The organism is Spiroplasma tabanidicola, from assembly GCF_009730595.1.
In the GTDB taxonomy this organism is placed as follows: Bacteria; Bacillota_I; Bacilli_A; order Mycoplasmatales; family Mycoplasmataceae; genus Spiroplasma_A; species Spiroplasma_A tabanidicola.
Window position 1 is genome coordinate 368,738 of the sequence record NZ_CP046276.1, and the last position, 13,192, is coordinate 381,929.

General features: G+C 25.9%; 12 protein-coding genes, 1 pseudogene and 1 other annotated feature. Of the genes and pseudogenes, 12 read left to right on the forward strand and 1 reads right to left on the reverse strand.

Features of this window, described 5'->3' with window-relative positions; translation table 4 throughout:
• The first annotated feature begins 525 nt into the window (after nt 1-525).
• Complete coding sequence (locus STABA_RS01695; protein WP_156005888.1) at nt 526-3,525, forward strand: DNA translocase FtsK; 3,000 nt, start codon at nt 526-528, stop codon at nt 3,523-3,525.
• Nucleotides 3,526-3,557: 32 nt separating this feature from the next.
• Here the strand turns inward: STABA_RS01695 and STABA_RS01700 are convergent, their stop codons facing one another.
• Nucleotides 3,558-4,172 (reverse strand): hypothetical protein, encoded by a 615-nt coding sequence (locus STABA_RS01700; RefSeq protein ID WP_156005890.1) that lies wholly within the window; start codon nt 4,170-4,172, stop codon nt 3,558-3,560.
• Nucleotides 4,173-4,286: 114 nt separating this feature from the next.
• Here STABA_RS01700 and uvrC point away from each other — a divergent pair, with 114 nt between their 5' ends.
• The 11 genes and pseudogenes from uvrC (at nt 4,287) to rpmA (ending at nt 13,160) form a co-directional block, all read left to right on the forward strand.
• The gene (gene uvrC, locus STABA_RS01705) at nt 4,287-6,056 is read left to right on the forward strand and encodes an excinuclease ABC subunit UvrC (protein ID WP_170264676.1); all 1,770 of its coding nucleotides are present in this window, start codon (nt 4,287-4,289) and stop codon (nt 6,054-6,056) included.
• Between the two features lie 39 nt (nt 6,057-6,095).
• A complete protein-coding gene (locus tag STABA_RS01710) occupies nt 6,096-7,637 on the forward strand; it encodes an MATE family efflux transporter (RefSeq protein ID WP_156005894.1) in 1,542 nt (513 codons plus the stop codon).
• A 39-nt stretch (nt 7,638-7,676) separates the two neighbouring features.
• Nucleotides 7,677-8,144 carry a transcription elongation factor GreA gene (gene greA / locus STABA_RS01715; RefSeq protein WP_156005896.1) on the forward strand — a complete coding sequence of 156 codons (468 nt, stop codon included), beginning with the start codon at nt 7,677-7,679 and terminating at the stop codon, nt 8,142-8,144.
• 19 nt (nt 8,145-8,163) lie between these two features.
• Nucleotides 8,164-9,231 (forward strand): hypothetical protein, encoded by a 1,068-nt coding sequence (locus tag STABA_RS01720; RefSeq protein ID WP_156005898.1) that lies wholly within the window; start codon nt 8,164-8,166, stop codon nt 9,229-9,231.
• A 50-nt stretch (nt 9,232-9,281) separates the two neighbouring features.
• A complete protein-coding gene (locus STABA_RS01725; RefSeq protein WP_156005900.1) occupies nt 9,282-9,899 on the forward strand; it encodes a LemA family protein in 618 nt (205 codons plus the stop codon).
• A 60-nt stretch (nt 9,900-9,959) separates the two neighbouring features.
• Nucleotides 9,960-10,574, forward strand: a complete 615-nt coding sequence (locus STABA_RS01730; RefSeq protein ID WP_156005902.1) for a LemA family protein — start codon at nt 9,960-9,962, stop codon at nt 10,572-10,574.
• Nucleotides 10,575-10,591: 17 nt separating this feature from the next.
• Nucleotides 10,592-11,467: a 16S rRNA (cytidine(1402)-2'-O)-methyltransferase gene (gene rsmI, locus STABA_RS01735; protein ID WP_170264678.1), complete on the forward strand. Its 876-nt coding sequence runs from the start codon at nt 10,592-10,594 to the stop codon at nt 11,465-11,467.
• A gap of 56 nt (nt 11,468-11,523) precedes the next feature.
• Nucleotides 11,524-11,850 carry a hypothetical protein gene (locus STABA_RS01740; RefSeq protein WP_156005906.1) on the forward strand — a complete coding sequence of 109 codons (327 nt, stop codon included), beginning with the start codon at nt 11,524-11,526 and terminating at the stop codon, nt 11,848-11,850.
• 91 nt (nt 11,851-11,941) lie between these two features.
• Nucleotides 11,942-12,016: a sequence feature (ribosomal protein L21 leader region), on the forward strand.
• Between the two features lie 7 nt (nt 12,017-12,023).
• Nucleotides 12,024-12,317, forward strand: a pseudogene (rplU, locus tag STABA_RS05930) (50S ribosomal protein L21); the annotation flags it as partial.
• Between the two features lie 239 nt (nt 12,318-12,556).
• Nucleotides 12,557-12,868: a ribosomal-processing cysteine protease Prp gene (locus STABA_RS01750; RefSeq protein WP_156005910.1), complete on the forward strand. Its 312-nt coding sequence runs from the start codon at nt 12,557-12,559 to the stop codon at nt 12,866-12,868.
• A 1-nt stretch (nt 12,869) separates the two neighbouring features.
• Nucleotides 12,870-13,160 (forward strand): 50S ribosomal protein L27, encoded by a 291-nt coding sequence (rpmA, locus tag STABA_RS01755; RefSeq protein WP_156005912.1) that lies wholly within the window; start codon nt 12,870-12,872, stop codon nt 13,158-13,160.
• Nucleotides 13,161-13,192: the final 32 nt, after the last annotated feature.

A 13,192-nucleotide genomic window follows, 5' to 3' on the forward strand; every position in this document is an offset into this window, starting at 1 on the left:
AATATATATAAAATTTTTTGCAGTTGGTGGTTATTTTTTTTATCATTGATAAAAGTTTTATTTTTATATCTTTATTTACTCATAAATATTATTTTAAAACAAAGCTAATTGTTTATATTTGTTTTACTGTTTTTCTTTTGCATTTTGCAGTTTTTGTTTAAAAAAAGATAATTTCAAATAGTATGGAATGAAGAGAATTTTATGTGTGAGATTTTGAAATCAAAAGTTAACATTATCTGTAGTAGTGTTTACTATCTTTATTTCTTCAATTTTAACGGTTTTAATTTGTTGTTTTTTGTATTTCAATTATAAGCTTATTAGTCCGTATATGATTGTCTTTTTTAGTGCAGAAAAACAGTTGAATCAATTCAAATTAACAAATAAAATAATGAAGATTATTTAAAAATAAAAAAATAAAAAATGAAATTGATATTTTTATCAATTTTTAGTCTTTTTTATAAATTATGGTAAAATTCTATAAAATATATTAAAATAAACAAGTAAGGGCAAATATAGGGTGATTATATGAATGATTATGGGCGTAATCATATTACACTAGATGCTAACGATGATGATCGTACAAGAGCACTAGATATCCAAAGAAAACAAAGAAGACCTGATTCAATTGCATGAATTATTTCAGCGCTACTTTTATTTTTCATAAATGTTGTAGCATTAGGAAGAATAACGGTGATTGGACAATTGTTAGATGATTTAGTCTTCACTTTTTTGTTTGGTTGATTTAAGTATTTTTTATATTTATTGTTTTTTATAATCGATTTTGCCATATACTTTGGTATTAAATTTAAACCCAAAAAGAGATTTTTAGCCATGATTTTTGTAACTTGAATAATGTGTTGTTGAGTAATTTCATCAATATTGTTTATTGTTGCGCATAATTTAAAGTCAGATGATCTTGTAATTCCTAATTATTGAAGTAAAGATATTTTTTTGAACTCTCTTAAATCTTATCTAACTCAGTGAAAAACTCATTCATTCTTTGGTTCAACTCAAAATTTACTAGTTTCAAGTAAAGATAGTTATTTTACAACATATGCTGGGGGAGGATTTATTGGTGCATTTTTATCAGGAATATCAAGCTATTTAACTATTTATGGTTCATTAATTTTAGCTTTAGTATTTTTCTTTATAAATATGGTTTGAATTTTTACAGGAGATCCATTTTATTTGTTTAAACCAAAAAACAAAAGAAGAGGAAAAAGATTAAGAATTTTATCGTTAAAAAGTAAAGATAGTAATGGAAATATAAATAAAATAAAAAGACCTAAAAGAAATAGCATTTTTAGTGTGATTAATTTAGATGGTGAAAGAACATTAGATGAGCGTGATATTTTAGCATCAGTAAAAGAGTCTGATATTACAATTGAGATGCCTAGTTATATAAAAAATAGTGATCATTATATTTATAGAAATGTTGATGAAAACTTTTATAATGAAGATTATGTAAGTAGTCCACAAGCAAGTTATGATCCAATTTTTGATTTTGACCAAAATATTTTAGGAAGTTCAAGTAAAGGTTATTTGCAAGTTCAAGATAATTACAATAACTTAGCAGAACAACAAAATTTTCAACAATATCAAAATTTTAATAATCAAAATAATTACAATTATCAACAATCTTATCAGCAAACTCCAAAATTTATGAATCAATATCAAGATATGGGATATACTAATAATCAATTTACCGGAAATGATAACTCATTATTTGCAAACAGTCAAATAGAAGCAAAAGAAAATTTTATCGAAGCACAAGAAGATGTAAGAAAAGCATTTGAAAGACAAACAAGTATAACTCCCCATGGTTTTAATGGAAAAACTCAAGAGTTTTTAAGTGCAATGAAAAAAGAAAAACTAGAAAAAGAAGGTCAAGTTCAAAGTACATTAGACCAATTTTTAGTAAAAGATAAAGTGTATAAAAACGAAGTTGAAACAAATGCCTTTAGTGAAGAATATGTTTCTCCAATGGAAAATATAGTTAAAACAAATTTTCATGGTGACTATGGTTATTCAAGACAAAATAACTCTTCAAATACAATCGAATTAGATACAAATAAAGCAATCGAAAAAACTGTTTTTGTAAATTTAGGGTATCAACTTCCCTCAATCGAGTTATTAAACGTTGATGAAAATAGTAGACATGAATATGAAAAACTAAAAGCACAAGCGCAATTAAAAGAAAATTCAATAAATAATACCTTTAGAGAATTTAATGTTGATGCTAAAGTTGTGGATAAAAATATTGGTCCAACTGTGACAAAATTCGAAGTACAACCTGGACCAAGAACTAAAGTTAATAATGTAACTAGTTTAGAAAATGATTTAAAATTAAGTTTAGCAACTCAAAATATCAGAATTGAAGCACCTATCCCAGGTAAAACTTTAGTAGGTATTGAAGTGCCTAATGATACTTCAATGGTTGTTCCTTTACGTAGTGTTATAGAAAAAGCACCATTAACAAAAATAAGTTCTAAACTATTATTTGCTATTGGTAAAACAGTCTCTGGAGAATTATTGTTTGGAGAATTAGATAAAGCTCCCCACTTGTTAGTTGCTGGATCAACAGGTAGTGGTAAATCGGTTATGATTAATGGAATTATTACATCAATCTTATTAAGAGCTAAACCTCATGAAGTTAAATTACTTTTAATCGATCCTAAAAAAGTAGAATTATCTATTTATTCATCAATTCCACATTTACTTGCACCGGTTATTAGTGATATGAATTTAGCGAATAGTGCATTAAAAAAAGTAATTAATGAAATGGAACGTAGATATGCTTTGATGCAATCTACTAAAACAAAAAATATCGAAACTTATAACGCAACTGTTAAAGATCCTGCAAAAAAATTACCATTCTATGTTGTTGTGATTGATGAGTTAGCTGACTTAATGATGACTGCAAATAAAAAAGATGTTGAAGATTCAATCAAAAGAATTACTCAAATGGCTAGAGCGGCAGGTATTCATTTAATCGTAGCAACTCAAAGACCATCAACAGATGTTATAACAGGAGTTATTAAATCAAACATCACAACTAGAATCGGATTTTCAGTTGCAAGTACAATTGATTCAAGAACTATTTTAGATTCATCTGGTGCTGAAAAATTAATTGGAAAAGGGGACTTATTATATCATCCACCAAATGCAAATAATGTTACAAGAGCACAAGGTTCATTTGTAAGCGATGATGAAATTAAAAGAATTGTTGATCATTGTTCAAGACAACAAAATCAAATGTTTGAAGAAGAATTTATGGTTCAAGAAAATGAAAGTTATGAACCTTCTGGAGGTTCAAGACAAAAAGACCCATTATTTGAAGAAATAAAACAATATGTTATAAGAGAACAAAAAGCATCAACCAGTTTAATTCAAAGAAAATTTTCAATCGGTTATGGAAGAGCTGCAAGAATAATTGATGAACTTGAAGAAAATGGTGTAATAGGACCAGCAAAAAACAACTCAAAACCAAGGGATGTTTATATTAAAAATGGAGACTTTTATTAAAAACAAAAAAAGGATATTATCCTTTTTTTGTTTTATGTATAATTTAATTCAATATCACTAGATAAAAAATATGGATTATTAAATCTATCGCTTAAACTTATAATTGCACTTTTATTTGATTTATCAATATTTTTTACTATTAAACCTTTATTATATTCTTCAATATTATTAGCTTTTAATAAATGACTAATAATTTTTCCTTCTCCTGGATGAATTGCTCCAAACTTTAAGTTATTTAAAGTTGTTATATTAATTAAGTTATTTAAATCCAATTTTAAAAAAGTCTTTACAGTTGCACTACCACTTAATGAAACTTGCTCCAAACTATTTTCTTTTCCTTCTTTAACAGTTACTTTAATTGATTTTATTTGTTCTTGATTATCAATATGTAGTTTTGTTGCTTCGTAATCTGAAAAAAACTCAAAGTTTACAATATCAAATAAGTATTCAACATCTATATCAGTTTTAACAAATTTATTAACTCGATTAATAACATTTTGAGCATAATCTTTTAAGTTTAAAATTGTTAATTCTTGACTGATAATTTCACTTGCGCTTAATGCAATATATCCTTTTAAAACAGCTTTGTTAAAAAGCTTGTATGCTCCTTTTTTATCAACAAAATCTTCTATTCCTTTTATATCCATATCTTTCTCCTTAAATTTAAAAATATTATACATATTATTTAAACAATTAACTTTTTTTATAAAATATTTAGCATTCTTAAAAAATACTATAATATTTTTATGAGGTGAAATGTTATGAGTGTAGAAAATCAGTTAAAAACTTTACCTGAAAAACCTGGATGTTATATGTATTTTAATAAAGATAATAAAGTTATCTATGTTGGTAAAGCAAAAAACTTAAAAAAAAGAGTAAGTTCATATTTCACAAAAGCTCATGATGTTAAAACAACTAAGTTAGTTAGAGATATTGTAAAATTAGAAACAATTATTACTTTAAACGAAAAAGAATCGCTTTTATTAGAACAAAATTTGATTAAAAAATATAAACCAAGATACAATATTGTTTTAAATGATGATAAAAATTATCCCTATATTGCAATTACTAATGAAAAAGATCCTGAATATATTTATGTAAGAAATTACAATGCAAAAAATAAAAAATCTTTTGGTCCTTTTCCTGATGGAAGTAGTGCTAGAAAAATTTTAAGAACAATTGAAAGAATTTATCCTTTAAGAAGATGTAAAGGAAATTTAGGTCATCCTTGTACTTATTATTATATTCAACAATGTAGTGGTGCATGTTTTAAAGAAGTTGAACAAACTTATTATGAAAATCAAATTAAAAAAATTGAAAATTTCTTTTTAGGAGTTTCAGATGATGTTCAAAATATTTTAGAGTCTAAAATGTTACAAGCTGCAAAAAATTTGCAATTTGAAGAAGCGCAAAGAATCAAAGAGATAATCGAACATCTTAAATTTACAACAGAAAAACAAGATGTTGATTTAAATGATAATATTAATCGTGATATTTTTAACTATTATGAATTTGAAAACTATATTTGCTTTACAGTTTTATTTTATAGAAGTGGAAAACTATCTTTAAAAAATAATGAAGTTATTAAAAATGAAGGTCAAGATATTAATGATTTATTTAAAAGTTATATTTTACAAATATATACAAAAAATTTAGTACCTGACTTTATAGGTATTCCTATTGAAATTAATGTTGAAGATTTAAAATTATATTTAGAAAAAAATATAATAAATGAAAATGATTTAAATACAAATAGGTTATTAAACTTAGCAAAAGAAAATGCTAAAGAATTTTTATTTCAAAAATTACACTATGCAAATAATAATAACATTACAAAAGAAGATATTTTAAAACAACTTCAAGTATTATTAAAGTTAGACAGTTTTCCTTATCATATTGAAATGTATGATGTTGCAAATATGTTAGATGAATATGTAACTGGTGCAATGGTTGTTTTTAAAAATGGTATTGTAAGTAAAAATGATTTTAGAAAATATAATATTGAAATAAATGAAAAGGGTGATTATCATAGAATAAAAGAAATGATATATCGAAGATACAGTAAAGATGCTGATTTTCCAGAAAAGTGAGCTGACTTGCTAATAATGGATGGAGGAATCATTCAAGTTCATGCTGCAAAAGAAGCTTTAAAAAGTTTAAATATAAATATACCAATAATGGGTTTAGTAAAAAATGATAATCATAAAACTGAAAGTATATTAGATTTAGAAGAACGGAAAATTGAAATTGATAAAAAAAGTGATTTGTTTAAGTTATTAGAAAATTTTCAATTAAGAGTACATAACTATGCAATTAGCGGATTTAGAAAAAGACAACAAAAAGGAATTTTAAAAGAAGATTATATTTCTAAAGTTAAAGGTTTGGGAGATATAAAAATCAAAAAACTTTATGAAAATTTTAAATCAATAAGCTCAATGCAAACCTTATCAGTAGATCAATTAAATGAAGTTATTAAAAACAAAAAAATCGCAGAGATTTTATTTGAGCATTTAAAAAATTATAAAAGGTAATTTTAAAAAGAAGTATAATTGAAAATATAGAAAGAACGAATGGGCATGAGTGAAACAAAAGAAGATTTAAAAAAAACAAAAAAAGAATTAGTTGTTGTTGAAAAACGCAAAGATTCTGAACATAAATTAGCAAAAATTAAAAAAACTAAATTTGAAATTGAGCCATTCGAAAAGATCAAAACTCCTTTTTATAAAATCTCAAATCCAAAAGAGATATTTGGAATGGCTATCCCAATTTTTATTCAACTTTTATTTACTATTCTAATTACTCAAATAAACTTGATAGCAATTAACAATTACATGGGTGGTGCTTATGCTGAAGGAACTTCGAAATCTGTTTTAGCATATAACACATTACAATTTGTTCCGAGTTTAATTGCTACTGGAACAATAATTGTATCCGGAAATTTAATTGGACAAGGTAGAAAAGAAGAAGTTTCAAGAGTCATTGTTACAGGGTTATTGGTAAATCTTTCAATAATGCTACCAATTTTTGTTATTATCACAATTTTAAGTGACACAATTGTGAGTTGAGTTGGAGCATCGTCTTCTCAACCGATAACCGATATAAATGGGCAACAAATTTTAGAACCAACTGAATTAACATATGCTTCTCATTATTATCGTTATACAAATATAAATTTAATAATGATGTCAATTTATCAAGTTTTTGTAGCTGGTCTTCAAGCTTTTAAAAAAAGTAAAGTTGTAACAATTGGAACAATGATTGCCAATGTTATTGATTTAAGTTTAATTTCTATTATTTTGTATGGTACAAATATTCCTCCAGTATACAGCTCATTAGTTTTACCAATAACTGGTTTATTTCAAATATTTTTTATGTTATTTATGTGCTTAAAATATATTGATTTTAAAGTTAATAAAAAACGTCAATTAAGTTGAAATTATGCAAAAGAAACGTTAAAAACTGGTCTGCCAATTACCATTGAAATGGGAGTTTGAAATTTATGTAACTTTGGAACTTCAGTTGCGATTGGCCAATTGCACATAGGAACTGGAAATGAGTGAATAATTTTACATAGAAATGCAAATAGTATTGGGCAATATTCATCTGCATTTATTCAAGCAATCGGAACAGTAACAGCAGTTTTTGTATCAAGAAAAATCGGAGAAAAAGATAAACAAGGTGCCTATGAAATTGCCTTAGAATGTTGAAAAGCAGCAATTTATGTAACCTTGATTTCAAACATAATTATGATTGCTATTAGTTATCCTTTATTATTGCTTTTAAATTCTAAAGACACAGCAATTCCATGAGGAGTTTCTGTTCTAACAATTTTTTCGGTAAAAATATTATTTGATACTGTAAATATGACTTTATTACGTGCCTTATGAAGTGTTGGAGATTTATGATATCCAATTTTAGTATCGTTTGTAACCATGGGAATTGGAATGGTTGCATTACCATTTATACTTGTTAAAGCATTAAATATAGTTGAAGGTCCAGGACTATTATGTGTATATTCAGCTGTTGTGGTTGATCCTTTCTTAAGATCGATAATTTATGTAAATCGATGACTAAAAGGAAAATGACAAAAATATATTCATATTGTAAAATAAAAAAGGTATAATTAATTAGTTATAAAGGGGAATTTTATTATGGATAAAGATATAATTTTAACCGAAGAAGGTCTTGAAGAAGTAAAACAAGAATTAAATAATTTAATAAATGTAGTTAGACCTGAAGTTATTGCTGAATTAGTTGAAGCAAGAGCGCAAGGGGACTTATCTGAAAATGCTGATTATGATGCAGCAAGAAATAGACAAGCTGAGGTAGAAGCAAGAATTAAAGAACTTGAAACAATGATTTCAAGAGCAAAAATCATTTCAAGTGATGTAAAAACTTCTGAAGTAAAAATTGGAAATACAGTTTTGTTTAAAAATATAAAAATTAATAAACAAATGGAAATTAAAATAGTTGGTGCAATAGAAGCTGATCCTTTTGAAGGGAAAATCTCAAACGAATCACCTTTAGCAAAAGCTATGTTGGGTAAAAAAGTGAAAGATATCATTGAAGTTAGAGAATTAAAAGAACCATATAAAATAGAAATTCTGACAATTAAGTAATATTTAAGAGGATAAAGATATGAACGCAAAAGAATTTTTAGATAAAAAAATCAATAATTTAGTAAACTCTCATCCTGACTTGAAACAAATTATTGCAAAACTAGCTAGGTTAAAAAGAAATTGTAGATTATTCGGTACCTTTGCATTATTAGGGTTAATTTTAGGAATTGTTATTTTAATAGCATCAACAAATCATATTATACCTGGTGTAGAATATGGCTCACAAGCTATCATTATTTTATTTATAATTGGAGTTTTAGGAGTTGTAGCAGGATTAATTCTTTTGATATTTTGATATACTGCAAGAAAAAAAGTTCGAGTTGAACATTTTGATGAAAAAATAACAAATATTCTTTATGATGATCAACAAATTCAAAAAATTTATAGTGAATTTTATTATAAATTTGTAGATGATAAAGATACTGATGATTTTGAAATAAAAATAGTAAAAAGAATCCCCGATATAACTTCTGAGTATGCAGATTATAGAAGTTTTGTTAAAAAAAGAATATTAGCTATTAATAACAATACACAAAACTCTTTTAATTTTCTTTATAAAAATAAAAAAGTAACATTTTTTATAAAAACACCAAGAAAATTTATTGAAGTTTATTATACAACTGATTCAAAAGGAAATACCGTTAGACATGAAAGAATTCATTATGTATCTAATGCAGCAGTACATATGGAAAATACAAAATATGATGAAACATATAATGGAGTAAGGGTTGTTCAAGAAAAAGATCCAGTTAAAGGATTATTTCAAACTGATTCTATAGAATTTAATAAAAGATTTTATATCAATGTAAAAGAAAATGATATAAGAGGGCCAAAATTTTTAAGTCCTAGGTTAATTGAAAAATTATCATCACTTGATATAAAAAATATTTATTCAGTAGGTATTGAAGGTAATATTTATGCAGACTGATTTTTGGTAAGCCAGAGTAATTTTAAACATGACGTGTGTTCATTTAGTACAGTTGATGTAAAAAATTTACCAACTTTTATCAAAAGTGTAATTGATAAAATTGCTTCAGATTTTTACTTGTTCGAACATCTATTTGATTGTGTTAGAGCAGTTTATTAAAATTTTTAAATTAAAACTAAAATGATATAAAATTATTTATAGAAAGTGTGATGAATATGTTAACACCAAATATTGAAAATAATATTAATGCGGATGCAAATAAAAAACCAAGTAGAAGTGCCTTTGGAACATTTTTTTGATATTTCTTATTTATTTTAATCATTCCAATTTTTATACATATTGGAAATATGAACTACTTAAGAAGAATGAATGTTAAGGTAAGTGAATCAGAATCTGGAATTGATGTTCAACTTAAAAGAAGAAGAGATACATTATTGAAATTAATAGATGCTGTAAAAGGAAGTATTAAGTTTGAAAAAGAAACTTTATCAACAATTGTTTCTATGAGATCTGGAGTTGGTATTGAAGGAATGATGAAAAATCAAAGAGCAATGGATTCTATCCAAAGAGGAATTAATATTCAAATGGAAAACTATCCAAATTTAAAATCTACAGATAATATTAGAGAATTAATGGATGCAACAAGAGATATTGAAGAAGATATCTCTGCACAGAGAAGAATTTACAATCAAAATGTAAGTGAATTTAACCAAAGTATTGCGGTTTATCCAATGAACCAAGCCGCAGCTTCTTTAAAATATGTAAATAAATATTTCTTTGAAATCACTGAAGCTGAACGTGAAGATGTAGTTATTAACTTTGATTAAAAAAGTTAATAACTTTTTTTATTTTTATTTATAATATTAAATATAGAGAGAAGGATAATAATGCAAGTCGCACCAGGTCAAGAATTAAATAACATTAACAACAATGCAAATCAACCTGTAAAAGCAAGTTTTTTGGGTATTTTATTTTGATTATTTTTATTTTTATTAATTATTCCAATTTTTGTGCATATTGGCATTAACAATAGAATTAAACGTTTAAAAGTAAAAATTAATCAAGGAGAATCTGATATTGATGTTCAACTTAAATTGAGAAAAGATTTACTATTGAAATTAATCGATTCTGTAAAAGGGAGCATTAAGTTTGAAAAAGAATTGTTATCAACACTTACATCAATGAGAACGGGTTCAGGTTTGGAAAATAGTGCAAAAAATTCAAAAATTTTAGATAAAATTGGTAAAGAAATAAATTTGCAAATGGAAAACTACCCAGACTTAAAATCAACAAGTGCAATTAGAGATTTGATGAATTCAACAAGCGAAGTTGAAGAAACAATCTCATATGCAAGAAGAAATTATAATGATGCAGTTAGTACTTATAATCAAGTTGTTTCAACTTATCCATCAAATGTAGTTGCTAAATTTTCAAGATGTAAATATAGATCATTTTTTGAAGTAGCAGATTGAGATAGAGATGATGTTGAATTAAAATTTTAATTTAAAAGGAGATTATTTTGGTAGTACAAAAAACTTTTAAAGACAAAAAACCAATCATTTATCTAGTTGGAACTCCAATTGGAAACATAAATGATTTTTCTTTTCGAGCAATAAATATTTTAAAAGAAGTTAATAAAATATATTGCGAAGATACAAGAACAAGTAAAACGCTTTTAGATAATTATAAAATTAAAAATAACTTGATTGCACTTCATAAATTTAATGAAAACTTTAAAACAGATAACATAAAAAATGATATAGAAAATAATTTAAATATAGCAATTATTAGTGACGCTGGTGTGCCTGGGATTTCAGATCCGGGATTAAAAATATTAAATAATCTTTCTCAAGAAATTTTGAATTTTTCAATCTCAGCAGTTAATTGTGGTCCTGCATATATTCACGCATTAGTTATATCAGGTTTTGATTTTGTAAAAAACTGTTTTTTAGGATTTTTGTCAAAAAAACCTGACCAAATAAGCGAGCAAGTATTAAACATTGTAAAAAGTGATAAAGATATTGTAATTTCTTTTTATGAATCAGTTCATCGTATTGTAAATACGATGAATGTATTTTTTAATATTTTAAATCATAATGTTGAAGTTACAATTTGTAGAGAATTAACTAAAGTTAACGAAGAAATAATAAGAGGTTCTTTAAAAGAAGTTTGAAACTATGTTAATAGTGATGATTTTGTTAAAAAAGGAGAATTTGTTGTTGTTTTAAATAAAGGCGCAGTTAAAAAAGAAAAAAAAATTATTTTAGATGATTTAATAGAAGAAGTTGATATTTTGATTGATAATGGATTAGCTAAAAAAGATGCTATAAAAGAAGTTGCTAAAAAATTTGGTATTAATAAAAATAGTTTATATAATGAATTTCACAAAAAGTAGAATATTTGTGATTTTTTTTTGTTTTTTTGTCGATATATTATATGAAAGGAGAATTTATGAGAGAATTAACCAATCAAGAAAAACACGATGTAATAGGAGGAGCAGGTATTACTGGCGCTCTATTTTCAGGAATTGCAAGCATATTCAAAAGCATAGGATCATTTTTTACAGACACAATCAATACTGGTGTAACAGCAGGTTTAGCTTATAAATATGCAGGAAGTGCTGATGAGTTTGAATATAAAAACGGAAGTAGTTCATTTAAATTTAGTAAAAAAGCTTCAATTAGTGCTAAAAATGATTTAGATAAAAAAGCATTAGACATTGAAGCGAAGACAGCAGAATCATTCATTCCAGTTGCCCCAGTTATTTCTTTTAATTAATTTTTTTAAATGGTCGTTTTGACCATTTTTTTTATAAAAAAATGAATATTTTTAAATATTCAATCTAAAAATAGTATAAAATAATTTAGGTTGCTAGTTTCAACCGCTCTTTTGTATGTAAATAAGTAGTATTTAGCTCACATACAAGGCGAGTCTAGACTGGAGGAATATATATGTTCGCAATTATTAAAACGGGAGGAAAACAATTAACTGTAAAACCTGGTGATGAAATTTTTGTTGAAAAATTAGTAGTAGAAGAGGGTAAAACAGTTATTTTTGACCAAGTTTTAGCAACTGATACAAAAATTGGTACACCACTTGTAAGTGGTGCAATCGTAACTGGAACTGTTATTAAACAAGGAAAAGGTAGAAAACTACGTGTAGTTAGATACCATCCTAAAAAAAATGTTAATAAAGTTTATGGTCACAGACAACCTTATACTAAAGTGAAAATTGATGCAATTTCATTAGATGGAAGTGTACCAAAACAAGTAGCAGCACCAAAAGAACCAGAAGTTAAAAAAGTTGATACTCCAGTAGCAAGTAATGATGCAGCACCAAAACCTGCAGCACCAAAACCTACTGCTCCTAAAAAACCTGCAGCACCTAAACCGGCAGCGACAAAAAAACCTACTGCTCCAAAAGATGCTGCTTCTAAACCAGCTGCTCCTAAAAAACCAGCAGCACCAAAACCAGAGGAAAAATAATGGTTTTAGCAAGGTTTAACTTTAAAAATGAGAATATTAAGAAAGTTACAGTTTCAGGACATGCTGAAGCAGATAATTATGGAAATGATTTAGTTTGTGCTGGAATTACCGCTATTATTTCAGGAACCTTAAATGGACTAGATCAATTGTATAAAAAAGATGTTGAACTAATAGTTCTTGAAAATGAAATAGTTATTATAGTAAAAAAAGATTCAAAAGATCTTCAAAAAATACTAATATTTTTATTAATTCAATTACAAACTATAGAAATTCAATATCCAAAAAATTTTAAAATAGAGGAGGTGCTTTAATATGTGTTTTTTATTAGGATTACAATATTTTGCTTCTAAAAAAGGAGTTGGGTCAACTAAAAATGGTAGAGACTCAGAATCAAAACGTTTAGGAGCAAAAAAAGCAGATGGACAATTTGCAAATGCTGGTTCAATAATATTTAGACAAAGAGGAACTAAAATTCATGCTGGTACAAACGTTGGGCGTGGTGGAGATGATACATTATTTGCATTAGTTTCAGGAATTGTTAAATATGAAAGATTTGGTAAAAATAGAACTAGAGCAATAGTTGTACCTCAACAACAAAAATAATACTTCAAATTCCTTATAGGAATTTTTTTTAT